The organism is Pseudonocardia benzenivorans CB1190, assembly GCF_000196675.2.
GTDB classification, from domain to species: Bacteria; Actinomycetota; Actinomycetes; order Mycobacteriales; family Pseudonocardiaceae; genus Pseudonocardia; species Pseudonocardia benzenivorans.
Genome location: NC_015312.1, coordinates 5,867,594 through 5,887,564, shown reverse-complemented (window position 1 = coordinate 5,887,564; position 19,971 = coordinate 5,867,594). Strand labels below are relative to the sequence as shown.

Annotated in this window: 17 protein-coding genes and 1 pseudogene; 8 read left to right on the top strand and 10 right to left on the bottom strand. The window is 72.3% G+C overall.

The window, feature by feature from the left end:
* Positions 1-1,516: 1,516 nt before the first annotated feature.
* From PSED_RS27750 to PSED_RS27740, 3 genes and pseudogenes are all read right to left on the bottom strand, one after another.
* A pseudogene (locus PSED_RS27750) lies at positions 1,517-2,638 on the bottom strand (IS481 family transposase); the annotation flags it as partial.
* Positions 2,639-2,920: 282 nt separating this feature from the next.
* On the bottom strand, positions 2,921-3,529 hold the full coding sequence (locus PSED_RS27745) for a DUF459 domain-containing protein (protein ID WP_013677554.1): 609 nt from the start codon (positions 3,527-3,529) through the stop codon (positions 2,921-2,923).
* 584 nt (positions 3,530-4,113) lie between these two features.
* A complete protein-coding gene (locus PSED_RS27740) occupies positions 4,114-4,656 on the bottom strand; it encodes a hypothetical protein (RefSeq protein WP_013677553.1) in 543 nt (180 codons plus the stop codon).
* A gap of 286 nt (positions 4,657-4,942) precedes the next feature.
* Here PSED_RS27740 and PSED_RS27735 point away from each other — a divergent pair, with 286 nt between their 5' ends.
* Positions 4,943-5,506, top strand: coding sequence for a putative immunity protein (locus PSED_RS27735; protein WP_013677552.1), 564 nt, complete (start codon positions 4,943-4,945; stop codon positions 5,504-5,506).
* Positions 5,507-5,710: 204 nt separating this feature from the next.
* Entirely contained in the window at positions 5,711-6,499 is a 789-nt protein-coding gene (locus PSED_RS27730; protein WP_049803519.1) for a TSUP family transporter, read from the top strand.
* A 38-nt stretch (positions 6,500-6,537) separates the two neighbouring features.
* Here PSED_RS27730 and PSED_RS27725 read toward each other — a convergent pair whose 3' ends face one another.
* Complete coding sequence (locus PSED_RS27725) at positions 6,538-7,266, bottom strand: DUF6962 family protein (RefSeq protein WP_013677550.1); 729 nt, start codon at positions 7,264-7,266, stop codon at positions 6,538-6,540.
* Positions 7,267-7,928: 662 nt separating this feature from the next.
* Between PSED_RS27725 and PSED_RS27720 the strand changes: the two genes are divergently transcribed.
* Positions 7,929-8,360 carry a Fur family transcriptional regulator gene (locus PSED_RS27720; RefSeq protein WP_013677549.1) on the top strand — a complete coding sequence of 144 codons (432 nt, stop codon included), beginning with the start codon at positions 7,929-7,931 and terminating at the stop codon, positions 8,358-8,360.
* A gap of 28 nt (positions 8,361-8,388) precedes the next feature.
* A complete protein-coding gene (gene katG / locus PSED_RS27715; RefSeq protein WP_013677548.1) occupies positions 8,389-10,608 on the top strand; it encodes a catalase/peroxidase HPI in 2,220 nt (739 codons plus the stop codon).
* Between the two features lie 57 nt (positions 10,609-10,665).
* Here katG and PSED_RS27710 read toward each other — a convergent pair whose 3' ends face one another.
* The 6 genes from PSED_RS27710 to PSED_RS27685 form a co-directional block, all read right to left on the bottom strand.
* Complete coding sequence (locus PSED_RS27710) at positions 10,666-11,313, bottom strand: MOSC domain-containing protein (protein ID WP_013677547.1); 648 nt, start codon at positions 11,311-11,313, stop codon at positions 10,666-10,668.
* Positions 11,282-11,545, bottom strand: a complete 264-nt coding sequence (locus tag PSED_RS27705) for an FMN-binding negative transcriptional regulator (protein WP_013677546.1) — start codon at positions 11,543-11,545, stop codon at positions 11,282-11,284. Before PSED_RS27705 ends, PSED_RS27710 begins: the two co-directional genes overlap by 32 nt.
* A gap of 79 nt (positions 11,546-11,624) precedes the next feature.
* The gene (locus tag PSED_RS27700; RefSeq protein ID WP_013677545.1) at positions 11,625-12,338 is read right to left on the bottom strand and encodes an SDR family NAD(P)-dependent oxidoreductase; all 714 of its coding nucleotides are present in this window, start codon (positions 12,336-12,338) and stop codon (positions 11,625-11,627) included.
* Positions 12,339-12,405: 67 nt separating this feature from the next.
* Entirely contained in the window at positions 12,406-13,458 is a 1,053-nt protein-coding gene (locus tag PSED_RS27695) for an AraC-like ligand-binding domain-containing protein (RefSeq protein WP_013677544.1), read from the bottom strand.
* Positions 13,459-13,592: 134 nt separating this feature from the next.
* Complete coding sequence (locus PSED_RS27690) at positions 13,593-13,766, bottom strand: hypothetical protein (protein ID WP_158511342.1); 174 nt, start codon at positions 13,764-13,766, stop codon at positions 13,593-13,595.
* Between the two features lie 6 nt (positions 13,767-13,772).
* Positions 13,773-14,789 (bottom strand): arsenic resistance protein, encoded by a 1,017-nt coding sequence (locus tag PSED_RS27685; protein ID WP_013677543.1) that lies wholly within the window; start codon positions 14,787-14,789, stop codon positions 13,773-13,775.
* 294 nt (positions 14,790-15,083) lie between these two features.
* Between PSED_RS27685 and PSED_RS27680 the strand changes: the two genes are divergently transcribed.
* The 4 genes from PSED_RS27680 (at position 15,084) to PSED_RS27665 (ending at position 19,788) form a co-directional block, all read left to right on the top strand.
* Positions 15,084-15,767 carry a rhomboid family intramembrane serine protease gene (locus tag PSED_RS27680; RefSeq protein WP_013677542.1) on the top strand — a complete coding sequence of 228 codons (684 nt, stop codon included), beginning with the start codon at positions 15,084-15,086 and terminating at the stop codon, positions 15,765-15,767.
* A 200-nt stretch (positions 15,768-15,967) separates the two neighbouring features.
* A complete protein-coding gene (locus tag PSED_RS27675) occupies positions 15,968-17,557 on the top strand; it encodes a class I adenylate-forming enzyme family protein (RefSeq protein WP_013677541.1) in 1,590 nt (529 codons plus the stop codon).
* Position 17,558: 1 nt separating this feature from the next.
* Entirely contained in the window at positions 17,559-18,563 is a 1,005-nt protein-coding gene (locus PSED_RS27670) for an LLM class flavin-dependent oxidoreductase (protein ID WP_013677540.1), read from the top strand.
* A 61-nt stretch (positions 18,564-18,624) separates the two neighbouring features.
* Complete coding sequence (locus PSED_RS27665; RefSeq protein ID WP_013677539.1) at positions 18,625-19,788, top strand: CaiB/BaiF CoA transferase family protein; 1,164 nt, start codon at positions 18,625-18,627, stop codon at positions 19,786-19,788.
* Positions 19,789-19,971: the final 183 nt, after the last annotated feature.

The following is a 19,971-nucleotide window of genomic DNA, read 5'->3' as shown; positions in this document are numbered from 1 at the left end:
CTTGCAACGGCCGCTTCATATATGTGGTCGGCACCCAGAGGATCGTTCCGCTCGAATTCGCGAGTCGGAAATTCCAGATCCGAACCTACTAGCGTCTTGAAATCACGGTGGCGATCAGCAGTTAATATCGGATTACGACTCGTGCGCCAACGCAATCCGTCCGTGGTAGGCGGCCCGCCCCAGCTTCGCCAGAGCTCGTCTTGCAGGCGCAGCCCTCGGTCGCGCCCGAGTTCCTGGACGGCGTACGCAACTAGAAGCCACGCGGTGGAAGCGAGCTTGAGCCAGCCAGGGAGCGCTGCGACAGCGGTACCTGCGAGCGGTAGCAACGGAGTAACCACGAGTGCCACGGGCGCCACTCGCGCGCGTCGCACGTAGGAGCTGCCGGCCCAGCGTCCGGGGCTGGAGTCGTCCTCGGCCATCGTTGTGCATCTCTCTCCAGGCGGAGCCTCCGACCTTGAGGAGCGGCGGCCGGGCACGATCGTACCCGAACGGTCGCCCAAACAGCATCAATGTAACTCAACATGTAGTGTTCTGCGGCCGACGACGGCCTACATGTGGTAGGCGGTCGAACAGATGTTCCCGAGAGCCGATAGGCGCCCGGTAGCGAACGACGGACGGCTAGGCCAAACGGACGCGCGTCGCGGGCCACGCGGCCGGTGGACCCTGCCCCTCTGACGGCACGACGCCCCGAAAGCCGTTCCAGCGGCGGGCGGCTGATCCCGACAATGCGGCCGCCTGCATCGGGGACCCGCGCCGGCCATGTCTGGCCTTGTCCAGTCTCAGTAGCTGTTTGACAGTCCTGTCTCAGGACATGGTTGACACTTGGCCTAGGAAACATGGGTCGTGCGGGGTCGGTGGGCCTTGATGCTGCGGACCGGCTGAGTGGTGGTCCGGGTGAAGACTCGTTGGTCGCCGTCGGGCAGCTCGATGGTCAGGGTGTGCTCGGCGACGTGGACGGTGACCACGTGGTGGCGGTGCAGGCGGCCGAGGGCGACGACCTGGCCGGTGACCATGATCGTGCCGCTGTTCGAGGCGCGACGTTGGACGGTGACCGGCTCGACGTTCGGGCGTGGTGGCGGGCCTGCGGGGCGGGTGCCGCGCAGCCGCAGAACTTCTCCCAGGTCATGGGGTTGGGGCGGGTGCGCAGAAGCTGACGGGTGTCGGGGTCGAAGAACGCGAGCATGGTGGGGTCGATCCGGATCGTGACGCGGCGTCCGGAGAGGATCTCGGCGGCCAGGACGAGGTCTTGGCCGAGGGAGACGCAGCCGTTGCGCCCGACGGTTCGGTCGACCTCGAGCGCGGCCCCGTCGGGCTCGACCGGTGGGAGCGGGGCCGGCCCGGCAGCGCGGCCTCCCTGCGCGGCGAGCGCGGCGAGGTCGGTGCTGGACAGGTGCGAGCGCAGCGTCTTGACCCGGGCTCCGGCGATGAGCAGGTGGATCAGGTCGTGATCGGCCCAGAAGGTGACCACGACGCCGGCGCGGGCGGGGCCGAGCCAGAACTGCTTGCCCATCACCCCGAGGTTCCCGCTCGGCGGGACGACCCGGTCGAACTCCACCGGGCCGCTCGTCCACGGCGTCGACACCGGCGCCGGTTCGGGGGTGACGACTGTCGGTTCGGACTCAGCGGTGGGGTGCGGCGCCGGTGCGGGCGGTGTGGGTGCGCTGGTCAGGGCGGGCGGCAGTCGCAGTGGCAGCAGGTTCTCCCCGGCCCGTGCCTCGGGGGTCTGGGAGGGGCCGAATCGGTCGGCGGGGTGGGCCATGTCGATGCCCTGGTGCGGGCGCGAGCAGTTGTACTCGCTGATCCAGGAGTCCACCGCGGCTTGCGCGGCGAGCAGCGAGGGAAAGGGTGGGTGGTCGTTGAGCAGCTCGCGGCGCAGGCTCTGGTGGAAGCGCTCGACCTTGCCGGTCGTGGTCGGTGAGGCGGGCTGGGTCAGCCGGTGGGTGATGGCGTTGTCGCGGCAGATCCGGTCGAAGAGCACCTCTCCGCCGCCGCGGCCGAAGCGGGCGGTGAACTGTTTGCCGTTGTCGGTGAGGACCTCGGTGGGGATGCCGTAGCGGTGCAGCGCCTCGGCGAAGGCCAAACAGACCGCCCGACCAGTCGCCCGCAGCACGACGGCGGCGATCACGGCGAAGCGGGAGTGGTCGTCGACCCCGGTGACGATCTTCGCCTCGACCGTCCGTCCCTGCTCGTCGAGGACCGGGATGCCGCCGACGATGTCGAGCTGCCACAACGCCATCGGCGCTTCGCGTTCCCACCGCAGGTAGGACTCCCGCGGCCGGCGGCGTGGACGGACCTCGACCATGCCGTGGCGGCGCAGGACCCGATGCACCGTGGCCCGTGAGGGAACCGGCGTCAGACCCGCGCGGTCGAGCTCATGAGCGATGCGCCGGGCGCCCCAACGAGGGTGCTCGCGGCGCATCTCGCAGATCATCCGCTCCACCTTCGCCGCGGTCTGTCGGGGGCTGGTGTCGGGACGCCGCGACTGGTCCACCAGCCCGGCCAGGCCGTCGTCGCGGTAGCGGCGCAGCCAGTTCTGCACGCTCTGGCGCGAGACTCCGAACTGCGCGGCCACGACACCGGCGGTCTCACCGGCCTGCACCGCGAGCACGGCTCGGTAGCGCTGCTCGACCACAGACATATCCACCAGGGCCAATCCCGGCCTCCTGCGCACCCGTCGTTGACGAGCACCCAAGCAGGCCGATCACGACCAGGTGTCCAACATGTCCTGCAACCACACCGTCAAGCATGTCCCGCGACTCGACAGCCACCTGCGGGCCTACGCTGCCGAACCTGCCTCTAAGAGATCAAGGCGCCGCCTCCGGCGGCGCGGGGCCGGCCACGCCGGCCCCGCTCGGCTCGCGCGCTCCTGCCTCCGGCCCGCGCGCGGCCGGCGGGTCCGGCTACCCGGCCCAGCCCACCGTCACGCCACCCTGATCCAATCCAGCCACGTCGGCAGCACCAGTGCAGCCAGTCGCTCGTAGCCCTGGGCGCCAGGGTGCGCACCATCGCCGTCGCGCACCCCAGTAGTCCACAGTTCGTCGCCCGCCAGCTCGTGCACGACGTCGACGAACGGGGCTCCAGCGGAGTCGCAGACGTCCCGAAACCGTGCGTTCAGTTCGACGACTCGGCGATTCACCGACGCGTCGGCGATGGGGGGCGGGCCCACGACGATCGTTGCGAGGCCGGCGTGGGATGCGTCGGTGAGGAGGCGTCCCAGGTTGGCGGCGCTCTCGCCTGGCACGACTCGCTGGGCCCCGTTCTCGATGATGCTGTCATTGACCCCGAATGAGACGACCAGGCGCTCGTCGCACCCGGGTGCACGTCGGGCAGCGACCTTCCGGTCCCAGCGAGTCAAGACGTCACGGCTGGTGTCCCGGCGGACGCCGAGGTTGTACGCGGTCGTCGCGATCCCTCGGCGCCCAGCGGCCGACACCAGGCGGCCGAACCAACCGCGACAGTCAGGATCTCCGACACCCGCGACGAACGAGTCCCCGAGGGCGACGACACGAAGGTCTCGCACAGCGCTCACCGGGGGAGCGTCGCACAGAGACAGAACGCCACGGGCTCCGCCCGAACCCGGCACCGCTCAGAGATCAGTTGGGTGCGGCGGGGTGCTGACCTCCTCACGGCGCGCCGAGACGGCTACCGGCCCGTCGGCCGGGGCACAAGGCGGGACTACGTGCCTTGCACCCCGGCCGACGGGCCGGAAGGGTAGAACCCGCGCCGCGAGGAGATCAGCACCAGGACCCAGCGTGTGGGGGCGAAGACGACCTGCGGACTATGCACGGACGCAACGCAGGGGTGCGGGGCATCGTCGCAGGTCAGAGCCCATACGCCAGTGTTCTGTAAATCCGTCGGCTTAGCCTACGAAGGTTCGAATCCTTCACCTGCCACACCCTGTGGGTACGGCCCCTGAACTGCGGAAACGCGGTTCAGGGGCCGTACTCGTGGGTCCCGGGAACCTGGGTGGTCACGGGCGCTTCACGGACTGATCGTGGTCTCTCTCCCGTCGAGACGCCGCCGTCTGCGCCGCCCGGCCGGCGGGCCCGGCTACCGGGCCCGCTGCCGGATGCGGTCGGGGTCGGGCGTGCGGCTCCGACCGGTGGACGGAAGTCAGCGGCGCCGTCGTCGCCCACCGGTCCTGGAGGCCGGCGCGGTGGGCCAGTCGAGCGCCAGGGTGGCGGAGGCGTCCAGCTGTCCGAAGAGGAGCCCGAGCCGTCGCAGCTCGTTGACGGCGGCGGTCCTGCGGTCGGGCGGAAACGGGCACGGTGAGTCGCGGACGCTCGACCACGCACGCCCGATCTCGCGTGCAGCGGCGGCGTCAGCCATCGGTAGGCCGCGGCACACCGCTCCGACCAGGACCTCGACGAGAGCCAGCTCGTCCGCGTTGGCCCGGCGGACCGCCCGTGATCGGGCCGCGTCGTCGTGCCGCCGCTTACCGGCGATGAACTGCACGCTGTCGAACAGCGCCCCGTCGGCGATGCTTCCCCACAACCCCCGCCGCAGGCCGAGGTCTCGTTCGGCGACGAAGTGGGCGAGATCGTGCGGGACGCTGTTCGCCCGGTCGTACGAGGTCAGCAGCAGCCGGACCCCGTCCGGCCGGTCGATCGTGGCCAGAGACCCCCCGTCCTCGCGCCTCGCGAACTCGATGTGCACGCCCCGATCCTCGACCCCGCACCCCGGCGCCCGCACCCGGATAACCCGCCCCCGGCCGGCGCGGCAGTCACCGGAATCGGTGCTGACCGGGCGGATCGCCCGAGCCTCGAAGCGGTCGGGCGCGGCCAGGACCCGGCAACGCACACCGGCGAACGGTGCCGGGTGCTGATCTCCACGCGGCGTGCCGGACCGCTGCCGGCCTTCCGGGGTCGCGGCGCGACGCCCGAGCCGGCGAGGTTCACCGGACGGACGCGACGTCTCCGGCGAGATACGTAGAGTCCGGCTCGTGCGATCTCCGCAGACGTTGAGCGAGGCCGACCGACGCCGTGTCGCGGCGTGGGCCGCCGACTGCGCCGAGCGTGTTCTGGGACTGTTCGAGGCTGCCGCCCCGGCCGACGAGCGTCCGCGCGCCGCCATCGCCCGCGCCCGGGCGTTCGCCCGAGGAGAGCTCGACACCGCCGACGAGATCCGCCGTCGGTTCGTCGGGGGTGTGCCGGCCGGGGAGGTGACGGCGCCCGCGGCGGCTGCCGCCGCCCGGGCCGCCGGTCAGGCGGTGGCCGTCGCCCACATGGGCGCGCACGCGTTCGGCGCCGCCGCGTACGCGGCCAACGCCGTCGGCCTGGCTGCTCCCGACCGGCCGGACGCCGTCGACGAGGAAGTCCGCTGGCAGCTCACCCACATGACCGCGGAGGTCCGGGCCGCGCTGCGGTCCCTGCCGCCCGTCGGCGAGAACCGGTCGGGCCCTCTCGGGCCGGGACTGCTCTCGTCGGGCCGGATCGGCATGATCGTCCGTGATCTCCAGGCCGGTCTCACCCGGTCCGACCCGAGGACGGCGGAACCCGGTCCGTGACCGCCACGGCGGGGCCGGCGGTGAGCGGCCGCTCGCACGGGTGTCGCTCCTGATCCCGAGCAGGTCGGCGACCTGTTCGAGTCGGAGTTGCGTCGTGCGCGGACGCGATCGGGCGGATCTTCGGAGCGATGCCGGGCGCAGGTCCGAAGATGCCAGGTCGTGGCCACTGCGGCGAGGTGACAGGGCGACGTCGCGACGCGCACGATGCCGTCCGTGATCGACTGGCCGACCGCTGCAGGTGCACTCGCGGCAGGGTTCGCCGTGGCGGTCGTGACGACACCGGTCGGTGTGTCCGGGGCGGTCTTCCTGCTCCCGATCCAGCTCGACCTGCTGGGCATCCCGAGCCCGGCCGTGACACCCACGAACCTCATGTACAACGTCGTGTCCACGCCGGGTGCGCTGCTGCGCCACCATCGCACCGGTCGGCTCCGCGGCCCGCTCACGCTCCAACTCCTGACCGGGACGGTGCCGGGGGTGGTCATCGGGGCCGTTGTCCGGGTGCTCGCCGCGCCGGGGGCCGGTGTCTTCCGGGCCCTGGCCGTCGGCCTGCTGCTGCCGTTGGGGCTGTGGCTCCTCGTGAGCCGTCCCCGCCGGGGCGTGTCGCGGCCGCCGCCGCGGCGACGGACGATCACCGGCCTCGGCCTGCTCGTCGGCGTCGTGGGTGGCATCTACGGCATCGGCGGTGGGTCGCTGCTCGGACCGATCCTGGTCGGCCTCGGGTTGCCGGTCGTCGAGGTGGCGCCGGCGGCGCTGGCGAGCACGTTCGTGACGTCCGTCGCCGGTGTCGGCGCGTACGGCGTGCTGTCGCTCGTCTCCGACGGCCCGGTCGCGCCGGTGTGGACCGTCGGGCTCCTCTGTGGGACGGGTGGTCTGCTGGGCGGCTACCTGGGAGCGCGCCTGCAGCCCCACGTGCCGGAGGCCGGGCTGCGGATCGTGCTCGGTCTGCTCGCGGTCGGGCTCGCGACCGCCTACGTCGTGCAGCTGATCCGGTGAGTGCGGTGCGCGGGGCGCGGCCCGGCTGTGTCCGCGCGTCAGGAGCCGTGTCGCCGCACCTGCGGCACCTTGATCCACCGGGCCGGCCGGTGGCGGCCGTCGGCCGGGGTGGGCGACGGCTCGTCCGGCCCGGACGCCCGTCCGGACCCGGTCCCGTCGACGGCCTCGGGCGGCGGTCCGCTCTGCGCGACGGCGCGGTACAGCAGCACCATCCCGACGATCTGCCCGATGTGGTAGGCGGAGTCGGGGTCCAGCGCCACCAGCGCCGCCGCACCCGGGACCAGGCGCAGCATCGCGGCCGCGATGCTCACCCCGATGGCCACCAGCATCGGACGGCCCGCCGGGTGCCCGCGCAGCCACGCCCAGACCCAGAGCCCGATGACACAGGCCATCGTGATGCTCTCGCACATCATGATCGCCGTGATGCTGGAGTTGCCGGTGGCGGCGAAGACGAGGTAGGCAATGACGCCCAGCAGCCGCAGCGGCCAGAACACGACGGCCCGGCTGCGGCCGAGAACCTGGATCACCGACGCCGCCAGCATGAACGACATGACGACGACGACCATCGTGCTCATGACGGCCCAGGTGATCCCGCCGATCCGGGGCAGGTCGACGAGGAAGCCGTGGTAGACGGCGCCCACCAGGGCGGTGATCGCCGCCCAGACGAACGCGGCGCGCCAGTACCGCGCCCCGTCGACGTCTCGGGGCAGCCGGGGCACGAGGTAGAGCGTGAACAGCCCCAGCGCGAGGTCGGTCAGTGAGGCCATCGGCTGGACGAGCACACATCACCGTACGTCCGGGTCGTGCCCGGTGCAGCGGGGTTCGGGTCGAAAGTCCCGGCCGGGCCGGCGTCGGGTGCCATGACGTCGGGTGCCATGACGCCGGGTGCCGTGGCGTCGGCGATCGCGCGCCCTCCGTCATGGGTCCGTGAACGCCTGTGCCGACGCCGGCCCGGATGCCCGGTCGGCCCCGCCATGGGGCCCATCGACCCATTGTCGCTATTGGTGACCTACGTCACTCTTGCCCGATGACCAGCTACGTCCTCGTGCACGGAGGGTTCGTCACCGAGCTCGCCGACCACCCGGACGTCGCCCACAGCGTGTATCTCGCGGCGGCGTGGCCCGCACGCGGACAGTCGATGGTCGACCTGTTCGGCGGCGAGCTGCCCTCGTGTCCAGGAGCAGTGGGCCGCGGCGGCCGACCACGTGGAACGGCTGGCGTCGTCGCACCAGCCGATGGCGTCGATGCCCGACGAGCTGGCGGCGGTACTGGGGCGAATCCGCTGAGTCGCGGGGCACTCGTCCGCGAGGTCCGGTGCGGGCCGTAACCTCAAGGCGCGCAGCGTGATCCTGATGCGTCGGCACTCGTTCGGAGAGAGTTCACCGCAACATTCTTGACTCATTCCAGAATCTAGGCCAGGCTGCCCGTCGTGCCGACGACACCGGACCACGAGCGCATGCTCCGGGGGGCCTCCCTCCGGGTCACGCGTCCCCGGCTGGCCGTGCTCTCCGCGGTGCACCGGCATCCGCACGCCGACACGGCCTCGATCATCGGGGCCGTACGCGAGGACCTGGGGGACGTCTCCCACCAGGCCGTCTACGACGTGCTCCGGGTGCTCACCACATCAGGGCTGCTCCGGTGCATCCAGCCCTCGGGGTCGCTGGCGCGTTACGAGTCGCGGGTCGGGGACAACCATCACCACGTCGTGTGCCGGTCCTGCGGCTCGATCGCGGACGTCGACTGCGCCGTGGGCACGACGCCCTGTCTCACCGCCTCGGACGACCACGGCTTCACGATCGACGAGGCCGAGGTCGTGTACTGGGGGCTGTGCCCCGACTGCTCCACCACCAAGAGTTCGTGAGCGATCTCTGATCTCGGAAGGAAACCCCGTGTCTGACAAGCCCGACGCCGTTGTTGGAGAGATGAACGAGGAGGAGGCCGGTGGGTGCCCGGTCGCGCACGGCCGCTTGTCGCACCCGACCGAGGGTGGCAGCAACCGTGACTGGTGGCCGAACCAGCTGAACCTGCGCATCCTGCGCAAGCACTCCGAGGTCGCCAACCCGATGGGCGGCGAGTTCGACTACCGCGAGGCGTTCAACAGCCTCGACCTCGACGAGCTCACTGCCGACGTCGACGCGGTCATCACCACCTCGCAGGACTGGTGGCCTGCCGACTTCGGCAGCTACGCGGGCCTGTTCATCCGCATGGCGTGGCACAGCGCCGGTACCTACCGGGTCGACGACGGCCGCGGCGGGGCGGGTGCGGGCATGCAGCGCTTCGCGCCGCTCAACAGCTGGCCGGACAACGGCAACCTGGACAAGGCCCGTCGCCTGCTGTGGCCGGTGAAGAAGAAGTACGGCAAGAAGATCTCGTGGGCCGACCTGATGGTCTTCGCGGGCAACCGCGCGCTCGAGGTCTCCGGCTTCACCACGTTCGGCTTCGCCGGCGGGCGCGCCGACGTCTGGGAGCCCGACGAGGACGTCTACTGGGGTCCGGAGCGCACCTGGCTCGGCGACGAGCGCTACCGCGGTGACCGCGAGCTGGAGAAGCCGCTGGGCGCCGTCCAGATGGGCCTGATCTACGTCAACCCGGAGGGCCCCAACGGCAACCCGGACCCGCTGGCCGCCGCCCGCGACATCCGCGAGACGTTCGGCCGGATGGCGATGAACGACGAGGAGACCGTCGCGCTCATCGCCGGTGGCCACACCCTGGGCAAGGCGCACGGCGCCGCCAACCCCGACGTCGACAACAACGTCGGCCCGGAGCCCGAGGGCGCCTCGATCGAGGAGCAGGGCCTGGGCTGGAAGCAGGGCTTCGGCAAGGGCAAGGGCCGCGACGTGATCACCTCGGGCCTCGAGGTCACCTGGACCCAGACGCCCACGCAGTGGAGCAACAAGTTCTTCGAGAACCTTTTCGGCTACGAGTACGAGCTGACCCAGAGCCCCGCCGGGGCCAACCAGTGGGTGGCCAAGGCCGGTTCGGGCGACAACCAGATCCCCGACCCGGAGACCGGCGAGCTCAACCGGCCGATCTCGATGCTGACGACCGACCTCGCGCTGCGCTTCGACCCGATCTACGAGCCGATCTCGCGTCGTTTCCTGGAGAACCCGCAGGAGTTCTACGACGCGTTCGCCCGCGCCTGGTACAAGCTCACCCACCGCGACATGGGCCCGAAGGAGCGCTACCTCGGCCCGCTGGTGCCGCAGGAGGAGCTGCTCTGGCAGGACCCGGTGCCCGCCGCGAACGGCTACACCCTGTCCGACGCCGACGTCGCGGACCTGAAGGCGAAGATCCTCGACTCGGGCCTGTCGGTGTCGCAGCTGGTCAAGGCGGCGTGGGCGGCGGCGTCGTCGTTCCGCATCTCGGACAAGCGCGGTGGCGCCAACGGCGGCCGCATCCGCCTCGAGCCGCAGCGCGGCTGGGAGGTCAACGACCCCGACGAGCTCGCCCTGGTCATCCGGGGCCTCGAGGGCATCCAGTCCTCGTACGGCAAGCAGGTCTCGTTCGCCGACCTCGTCGTCCTCGGCGGCGTCGCGGCGGTCGAGAAGGCGGCCAAGGACGCCGGGTACGACGTCACCGTCCCGTTCACCCCGGGCCGCACGGACGCCACCCAGGAGCAGACCGACGTCGAGTCGTTCGCGCACCTGGAGCCCACCGCCGACGGCTTCCGCAACTTCCGCGGCAAGGGCCACACGCTGCCGGCCGAGTACCTGCTGGTCGACCGGGCCAACCTGCTGAACCTCAGCGCGCCGGAGATGACCGTCCTCGTCGGCGGCCTGCGCGTGCTGGGCGCCAACACGGGCGGCTCGACCGCCGGTGTGCTCACCGACCGGCCCGGCACGCTGACCAACGACTTCTTCACGAACCTCCTCGACATGGAGACCGCGTGGTCGTCGGTGGCCGGTGACGACGACGCCTTCGAGGCGCGCGACGCGTCCGGCCAGGTCAAGTGGACCGGCACCCGTGCCGACCTGGTGTTCGGCTCGAACTCCGAGCTGCGCGCCGTCGCCGAGGTCTACGCCAGCGACGACGCGGGCGAGAAGTTCGTGCAGGACTTCGTCGCCGCGTTCGCCAAGGTCATGGACCTGGACCGGTACGACGTCCGCTGATCCCCCGGCTCGTCCTGACGGCCCCTTCCCGCACCCGCGGGGAGGGGCCGTCGGCCGTCACGCGGTGTGGACGCCGGCCCGCTGGGCGGCGCGGGCCCGCACGTCGGGCTGCAGGTCCTCGACGGCCAGGAGCGCGGCGAGGCGCTCGGGCTCGGTCGTGAACGCCCGGAACGTCGCTCCCACGGTGACGCCGTGCGCGGGGCGGTCCTCCACCACGATCGCGTCGCCCGCCTGGACGGGCCCGGGCACGAGGACACGCAGGTAGGTGCCCGGACGGCCCTCCTGGGTGAACCGCCGGACCCAGCCGCGGCGGTCGAGCCACACGGCGAAGGTGTTGCACGGGATGCGGGGCACCGACACCTCGAGCAGCAGCGTGCCGCCGATGCGCCACCGCTCGCCGACGACCGCGCCGGTCACCTCGACGCCGCGCACCGTCAGGTTCTCGCCGAACATCCCTGCTCGCAGCGGGCCGAGCTCGGGCTCCCAGCGGTCGAGGTCCTCGCGCGCGTAGGCGTAGACCGCCTGCTCGGGACCTCCGTGGTGGCGGACGTCGCAGATGTGGTCGCCCGCCAGCCCGCTGCCGGCGGGCCCGGGGACGTCGACCCGCACGGGCCCGACGACGGGCTGCTTGTCGATGCCCGTCCGTCCGGACTTCGCCGCGATCGCCCGGATCTCACCGACGTTGACCGACTCGACGATCGCCACCCCAGGACCGTATGTCACCCGACGGCGCCCGGTCGACGTGATCGCCGTCGGCCTCGACCTGTCCGCGATCACCGGTCGGCCCGGGTCCGCCGCGCCCGGGGTCGTGCACGAACGGCAGCAGTGTCGCCTCGAGACCGTGCTCGCCCGCGGTGACCAGGTCGGCGGCCCCCGGACGGGCGAGCAGGGCTCGGACGTCGTCGTCGGTGGCGGCGAAGTGGGCGGGGACGTACACGGCGGTCCTCCGGGTGGTCGGTCCCACCAGGCTGCGCGCAGCAGGCCCCGACCGGTACCGCCGGGGCACGCGACCGGCGTCAGTGCCCCGCGCCCTGGCCGCCGTCGACGTGCAGGGTCTCGCCGGTGACGAACGACGCGCCCTCCAGGTAGAGCACCGCGTGCACGATCTCGTCGATCTCGCCCATGCGGCCCATGGGGTGCAGGCCGGCGTAGGCGCCGTGGGCCTCGACGGGATGCATCGGGGTCTTGATGATCCCCGGCGAGACGGCGTTGACCCGCACGCCCCTGCCCGCGCACTCGATGGCCAGCGAGCGCGTCGCGGCGTCGAGGCCGCCCTTGGTCAGCGAGGCGAGCACCGACGGCACCGCGCTGAGCGGATGGTCGACCAGCGACGTCGTGATCGTGACGACGTGCCCCGAGCCCTGCTCGAGCATGGTCGCGACCGCGCGGCGGGTGATGCCGAAGAAGCCGGCGAGGTTCAGCCCCACCATCGCCGCGAAGTCCTCGTCGGTGTAGGCGGTGAACGGCTTGGCCAGGAACACGCCCGCGTTGTTGACCAGCGTGTCGACCCGGCCGAAGCGGTCCAGCGCGGCGTCGACGACGCGGTCCGCGGTGCCCGGTTCGGCGAGGTCGCCCGCGACGGTGTGCACCTGCGGGTCGTCGGACGCGCCGATCGAGCGTGACGTGGCGACGACGGCGTAGCCGAGCTTGCGATACCCCTCGGCGACGCCCGCGCCGATGCCACGCGAGGCACCCGTGACGATCGCGACCTTCTGCGTGCTCGTGGTCATGGTCACTCCTGTCTACAGTGGACTGTGCAGTGCGGGGCCCGCCGGTGGTTCGTCCCGACGGGGCGGCTCAGCCGGTGGCGGGATGGCGCAGCGGCTCGGCGGCGACGAGGTGCGGACGCTCGGGCAACGGGCGGGGACCGCCGCGTTCCCACCGGCCCGACCGCCGGATCTCGCTCGCGGTCATGCCGAACTCGGCCTTCAGCGCACGGCTCAGGTGCCCGGTGTCGGGCAGTCCCCAGCGGGCGGCGATCGCGGCGGCCGTGCGCCCGCGCAGGGACTCGTCGGCGAGGTCGCGCCCGATCCGTTCCAGCCGCTGCCGGCGGATCCACGCCGACAGCGTGATCCCCGTGGGGGCGAGGACCTTGTGCAGGTACCGCACCGACACCCCGAGCGCGCGGGCGACCGACTCGACGGTGAGCCCCGGGTCGGACAGGTGCGACAGGCAGTGGGCGAGCACGCGGTCGACGAGGTCGTCGCCCGCACCCTGCGGGGCGATGTCGACCAGTTCCGCGATGACCAGCGAGACGATCGCGTCGGCCAGGTACTCCTTGCTGCTGTTCGCGTCGCCGGGGGTGCAGTCGTCGATCTTGGCGGCGAGCGCGTCGAGGAGCGTTCCGACGACGTCGCGGGGCCCACGGTCCGTGCCGACGGCGATCGCGGTCCGGCCGGCGAGGGTGTCGGCGTGCGACCCGAGCGCCGCCAGCGGAACCGTGACGACGACGGCCTCGTACGGCTCCCAGAACGTCACCTCGTAGGGCCGCGAGGTGACGTAGTTGACCAGGTCACCGGGGCCGAGCATGCAGTGCCGCCCGTCCTGCGCGACCGCGGCCCGGCCGCTGCGCTGCAGGGAGACGGTGAGGAACGCGGGATCGCCGTCGTGGATCAGCTCCGCGCTGCGGGTCACGACGCACGGGCTGCCGCTCAGCACCGACACCCGCACCTCACCGGCGACCGCGCTGCGCAACGCGCTGTGGAACGTCCCGTCGGCCAGGGGCCGGACCCGCACCGCCGCGAACGTCGGCGCGACCAGCGTCGCGAACCGCTCGCGGTCCCCGGTCTCGGCCGCCGCGACGAGGGGCCGGGCCGGTGGGCCGGCCGACGACGCACGGTGCGCGACCATCTGCCACCTCCCGGCTCACGGACGCCGCGAGCCGGCGTCGGTGCCGACTGTAAGCCGCGACACACCCGCCCGGCCGCCACGGTGCGCACCGGGACCGGCCAGATCGTGCACTCGGGAGCAGCCCGGCGGGCGGCTCAGCCGGTGCCCGTCTCGTCGGCGAGCCGGAACGCTAGCTCGGTGACCCACTCGTCGAGGGGGACGTCGAGCGGGTTCGTGTGGAAGAGCTCGAGCCGGCAGTTCCACTCCTCGCGCTGCCCGCTCGTGCGGCGGTCCCACCACCGTCGGTCCCCGGAGTCATCGCCACTCACCGGGGATCAGGGCGCGCGGGCCGGCACCCGCACGAGCAGCGGGACGAGTCGGACGTAGGCGACCATCCCGAGCACCTCGACGAGCGTCTGGGTCACGACGGCCGCCGCGGCGACACCGGCGCCCGCGGGCAGGGCCAGCGCGAGCGGCAGCACGACGAGCGAGTTGCGGGTCGCACCGCTGAACACGACGGCCCGCGCCTCCGGCACCGCGAGGCGCAGCAGCCACGCCACTCCCAGCCCCAGCACCGGCATCACCAGCAGGAACGCGACGTAGACCGGCACGGCGACGAGGACGGCGGGATCGCCGCCGAGCGTCGGGACCTGCGATGCGACGACGACCAGCAGCGTCGCCACCATCAACGGCACCATGAGGGTCGCGGCGCCCGCGGCGCCCGCGGCGAACGCGGCACCCGAACGCGTCCGCGCGGCCCACAGCTGCACCGACCACGCCAGCACGAGCGGCACGACGATCAGCGTGAGGAACGCCTGGACGAACGGGCCGAGGTCGACCGTCGCCGTGAACCCCGGGCCGAGCAGGAGCCGCAGATAGACCGGCAGCAGCACGATCTGGGAGAGCAGCAGCAGCGGGGTCGCCGCGAGCAGCCGGTCGGCCGCCGCTCCGGCGAGGCGGCTGAACACCACGACGTAGTCGACGCAGGGCGCGAGCAGCACCAGCAGCACCCCGGCGCGGAGCGCGTCGTCGGCGGGCAACAGGAGCGCGAGCAGCGCCACGACCGGCGGGACGACGGCGAAGTTCACCACCAGCACCGCCCCGAGGAACCGGCCCGCGCGCAGCGAGCCCGCCAGCTCCCGCACCGGGACCTGCAGGAACGTCACGAACAGCAGCGCGGCCAGCACCGGGTTGACGGCCGTCGCCAACCCCGGGCCGGCCGCGGGCGCGAGCAGCCCGACGACCACGCCCGCCGCGATCGCGCCGACGTACAGCGGGACCTGCCGACGCTCCAGCGTGTCGGCGACACCGGTCACGCGGGGCCGGGCCGGCGGTTCTGCGGGGTCGTGCACCCGACGAGGCTCTCGCGGCGGGCCGCGGCGCCGGCACCCGGGCCGCGGCGTCGCGTCGTCATCGCGCGGCGCGCCGGGCGACCGACGGTCGTTGCGCCGTCGGCAACGTGCAGGAGTCCGGGGCCCAGTCCATCGGGTGACCTCCCTGTCGGTTCGCCTCTCCCCACGGTAGGCCCGTATCCGGCTACCGCACTGAGCTCTGATCCATGACGGATGTCGTGCCCACGACGCGACCGTCGGCACCGGGGCCTCCGGTCGGCCCGGGCGATGGTCATCTCGGAACGAGGAGGCGACATGGACACGTCCGGGCAAGGGGCCTACAGCGGGCTCGCCTACGCGGTGATGCTGCTGGCGACGTTGCTCGCGATGCAGCCCGCACTGGGCAACCCCGTGCTGTGGCTGCGCAGGCCGCGGGCGGCGGCGGTCGGGCTCTGGCTGGTCGTCGCGGTGCCGTCGTTGGTCGAGCTGGCCTGGCACCCGATCTACGACGCCCTCTCCCGCCGGCCCGACCTGATCAGGGACGGGCAGGTGTACCGGCTGTTCACCTCGGTGACCGTCCAGGACGGCGGCCTCTCCGGCACGATCTCCAACCTCGCCTGGCTCGCCGTGCTCGGGACGCTCGCCGTCCACATCTGGGGTCCGGCCCGCGCGCTCGGCCTGTTCGCCTTCGGCGCCGTGGCGTTCGACGTGATGACGACGTGGGTCTTCCCCTCGCCCGGCGGCGGCAACTCCGCGGCGATGTTCTTCCTGATGGCGGCGACGACCGCGCTGCTCGCCCTCCGACGTCCGCACCCGGTCCCCGTCGCCGTCGCGGTGCTGGTCACGGCGATCGGGATCGTCCTCGTCGTGCGCGACGACGCGCACGGCCTGGTCATGCTGGGCGGGCTGGTGGCAGGCGGGATCGTCGCGGCGGCGTGGCCGCCCCGGCAGGTGCCCGACGCCCGCTCGGCCGCGGCCCTGGCCCCTGCCCGCGCCTGAGTCCCGTGTGGGTCGGTGACCGCGTCCCGTCCCGCGTGCGGGAGGGGCGTGGCCCGGCGGCGTTCGGGTGAATCGACCGACGGCTCCGCTCGCCGAACGCCGGGTGCGAAGAGTGTATCGATCGGTACACTCCGGCTTGTGGGTCGTCCTCGCGAGGTGCTAGGTGTTGTGACCCGCCCCGACCACCAGGCAGGTGAGCAATGCCGCCCACGCATCCGGCGACGCCCCCGATCGAGCTCGTGTCCGGGAGGTCCGCCACCGTGCGGCATTTCCTCGAGGCCGCCGTGGACGAGGCGCCCGACGCACCGTTCCTGGTGCACGGTGCTCGGACCTGGTCTTTTGCGGAGTTCGACGCGTCGTGCAATCGCGTCGCCCACGGCCTGCTCGCCACGGGGGTCCGGCCGGGGGACCGGCTGGCCTACCAGCTCCCGCACGGGTTGTCGCTGCTGCTGCTCGAGCTCGCCGCGCAGAAGATCGGCGCCGTCACCGTCCCGCTGATCCCCGGCTCGACCGCGCCCGAGACCGCGTACGTGATCGGGCATGCGACACCTCGGTACATCGTGACCGACCCGGTCGACGAGGTCCCGGTGCGGGAGGCCGCGGGGACCGCCCACCGGGACGAGCACGTGGAGGCCGAGGTGATCGTCGTCCCGGAGTCGGGGGGCGACCTGGGGCGGCTGGAAGGGTGGGACGAGAGCCGTCCCCCGGAACCCGGACACCGCGAGCGCGCCATGTCCATCCGGTACACCTCGGGCAGCACCGGGCGGCCCAAGGGCGTGGTGCAGCCGGCCACCGGTTTCGCGCAGGCCGGCCACGCCATCGCCCGACGCCTCGGGATGGGTCCGGCCGACCGGATGTTCTGCGCCATGCCGTTGTTCCACACCGCGGCGACGCACATGATGCTCGCGCCCGCGATCGCGGCGCGCTGTCCGTTCGTCCTCGTCCCGCGGTTCTCGCGGACGTCGTTCTGGCCGGAGGTGCGCCGCACGGGCGGCACCGTCGCGCTGCTGATGCCGACGCAGCTGTCGATCCTGATGACCGCCGAGCCGTCGGACGACGACGCCGACAACCCGATGCGGGTGATGTTCTCCCACGTCCGCAACGAGGCCTTCTGTCGCCGGTTCGGCGTCGACATCTGCACGACGTGGGCGATGACCGAGACGTCCGGGATGGGCACGTTGCAGGCGCCGGGAACCTCGGAGCACCCGGCGAAGATCATCGGGAGGCCGATGCCGGACTCCGCCGAGATCCGCATCGTGGCCCCCGACGGGACGCCGCTCGGGGTCGGCCAGCCCGGGGAGCTGTGCTTCCGGCACCCGGACGTCATGCTCGGGTACCACCGCGACCCGGCCAACACGGCCGCGACGCTGCGGGACGGCTGGGTGCACAGCGGAGACCTGTGCTCCATGGACGCCGACGGCAACGCCTACTTCCACGGGCGGATCAAGAACGTCATCAAGCGCGGCGGTGAGAACATCGCGGGCGAGGAGATCGAGTTCACGGTCATGGACCATCCCGCGGTGGAGGAATGCCTGGTCACCGCCGTCGAGGACGAGATCTACACCGAGGAGGTCTGCGCGGTCGTCGTCGTCCGGGCGGGGCAGCGGCTGACCCCCGACGAGATCGTGCGGTGGTGCTCGGACCGGTTGTCGTCGTGGAAGGTGCCGCGCTATCTGGACGTGCGCGCGGAGCCGTTGCCCAAGCTGGCCAACGGCAAGACCGACCGCGCCGCCGTGACCCGCGAGGTCCGGTCCGCGACCGGGCTGTGGGACCGGAAGGTGGGCGGCTGAGGTGCCGAGGCTGGCTGCGTCCCTCGTCCTGTCGACCACCCCACTGGCCACCCAGGTCGAGCTCGTGCGACGACTGGAGGCCGGCGGCTTCGACCGGGTGTTCTTCGGCGAGGCCTGGCGGGAACCCGTCGTGCCCATGACCGCGGCACTGCTCGGCACGTCCACGGTCGGCGTCGGCTCGGCCATCTCGCAGATCTATCCGGTGCACCCGGTGGTGGTCGCGCAGCAGGCGGCGCAGCTCGACGAGCTGGCGCCCGGCCGGTTCAGCCTGGGCCTGGGGCTGGGGGCGTCGTTCGTCGTCGAGCGCTGGTTCGGTGTCCCCTACGACCGGCCGCTGCGCCGGGCCCGGGAGTTCGCGGACGTCGTCCGGGGCGTGCTGGCCTCCCCGGAGGAGGGCCCGTTCACCTACTCCGGCGAGCTCTTCTCCGTCACGCGCTACCGGCTGCCCTTCGCCGAGACCGCCGTGCGGGTGCCCGTCCACCTGGCCGCGGTCGGACCGGCGATGCAGACGCTCGCCGGCGAGGTCGCCGACGGTGTGGTGGTCGGCGCGCTGCACTCGGAACGCACGATGGAGCAGACGGTCGCGCGGCTCGGACGCGGTGCGGCCCGGCGTGGACGCACGCTCGACGACCTGACGATCTGGTACTACCTCGCCTGCTGCGTGTCCACCGACCCGGACCGGGCGCGCGCGATGGCCCGGCGCAGCCTCGTCTATCTCGCCCAGTACCCGCACTACCGGGCGGTGTACGCGGAGGAGGGTTTCGCCGCCGAGGCGGAGACGATCGCGCAGCTCGTGCGGCAGAAGGAGATGGACCGCGCCGAACGCGAGGTCACCGACGAGATGATCGGGCGGTTCGCGATCGCGGGCACCGTCGCCGAATGCCGTGACCAGCTGCGGCGCTACGCCGGCTACCCCGGCGTCCCGGTGCTGCATCTCATCCCCTTCCGGATGGACGAGGCGGAGGTGCAGGAGTCCTTCCGCCTGGCCGCCGAGCTGGCTCGTTGACGGGCGACCGTGACCACGGCGGGTGGCCGACGGCGCCCGTCGCGACATCGACAGGAGAGCGATGAACGCAGGACCGCTGCAGGGGATCCGGGTCGTCGAGCTGGGGGGTATCGGGCCAGGGCCGTTCGCGGCGATGCTGATGGCGGACCTCGGCGCCGAGGTCGTCCGGATCGACCGGCCGCCGCGCGAGCCGCTCGGTGAGCACCAGCAGCACGAACGGGATCTCCTGCTGCGTGGACGTCGCTCCATCGCGCTGGACCTGAAGTCCGCCGACGGCGTGGAGGTCGCGCTGCGGTTGACGGACCGGGCGGACGTGCTACTGGACCCGTTCCGCCCCGGTGTCGCGGAGCGGCTCGGGATCGGACCGGAGACGGCGACGTCGCGCAACCCCGGGCTCGTGTACGCGCGCATGACGGGATGGGGGCAGACCGGGCCGCTCGCATCCGTGGCCGGGCACGATCTCAACTACGTGGCCCTCGCCGGACCGCTGGCGGCGATGGGACGCCGTGGCAGTCCTCCGGCACCGGCGCTCAACCTGATCGGCGACTTCGGTGGCGGGGGGATGCTGCTGGCCTTCGGCGTCACCGCCGCCCTGGTGGAGCGGAACCGGTCCGGGCGGGGCCAGGTGATCGACGTCGCCATGACCGACGGGGTCGCGGCGCTCTCGGCCAGCATCGTCGGCTTCACGAACATGGGTGTCTGGCGGCCGGAGCGGGAGAGCAACTTCCTCGACGGCGGGGCTCCGTACTACGACTCCTACGAGACGTCGGACGGCCGCCACGTCACGATCGGCTCGATCGAGCCGCAGTTCTATGCGTTGCTGCTCGACAAGCTCGGCCTCGACGCCGCCGAGTGGCCCCAGGACGACCGGCGCCGATGGCCGGAGCTGCACGCCCGGCTCGCCGAGATCTTCCGCGGACGCACCCGTGACGAGTGGTGCGAGCTGTTGGAGGGGACCGACGTGTGCTTCGCGCCGGTGCTGGGCTTCGACGAGGCGCCCAAGCACCCGCACCTGGCCGCACGCGGCACCTACGTCGAGGAGCACGGCATGCTGCAACCGGCACCGGTGCCGCGGTTCAGCCGTACCCCCGGCGCGATCCAGACGCCGCCCTGCAGCCCGGGACAGCACACCCGCGAGGTACTGGCCGACTGGGGTTTCACGTCCGAGGAGCAGGCGGCCGCGATCGCGTCCGGTGTCGCGGTGGTGTCGACGACCGCGGGATGACCGCGTGCGAGCCGATCTCGGATGCACCACATCAGGGGTTGTACCGATCGGTCACAACTCGTACAGTCGTGTCGTGCGGCGCACACGGATCGTGCTTACTGCTCGGCTTTTGAACTGCTGAAACAGCGGCAGGAAACGAGCCGAGGAACGCGCGGGGCCCGGTGGCCGAGCGTGTACCGATCG

Excerpts from the sequence above, each read along its gene's own strand:
- PSED_RS27675 (WP_013677541.1), top strand. The coding sequence starts at position 15,968 with ATGCCGCCCACGCATCCGGCGACGCCCCCGATCGAGCTCGTGTCCGGG.
- PSED_RS27680 (WP_013677542.1), top strand. The coding sequence starts at position 15,084 with ATGGACACGTCCGGGCAAGGGGCCTACAGCGGGCTCGCCTACGCGGTG.
- PSED_RS27730 (WP_049803519.1), top strand. The coding sequence starts at position 5,711 with ATGCCGTCCGTGATCGACTGGCCGACCGCTGCAGGTGCACTCGCGGCA.
- PSED_RS27700 (WP_013677545.1), bottom strand. The coding sequence starts at position 12,338 with ATGACCACGAGCACGCAGAAGGTCGCGATCGTCACGGGTGCCTCGCGT.
- PSED_RS27665 (WP_013677539.1), top strand. The coding sequence starts at position 18,625 with ATGAACGCAGGACCGCTGCAGGGGATCCGGGTCGTCGAGCTGGGGGGT.
- PSED_RS27695 (WP_013677544.1), bottom strand. The coding sequence starts at position 13,458 with ATGGTCGCGCACCGTGCGTCGTCGGCCGGCCCACCGGCCCGGCCCCTC.
- PSED_RS27725 (WP_013677550.1), bottom strand. The coding sequence starts at position 7,266 with ATGGCCTCACTGACCGACCTCGCGCTGGGGCTGTTCACGCTCTACCTC.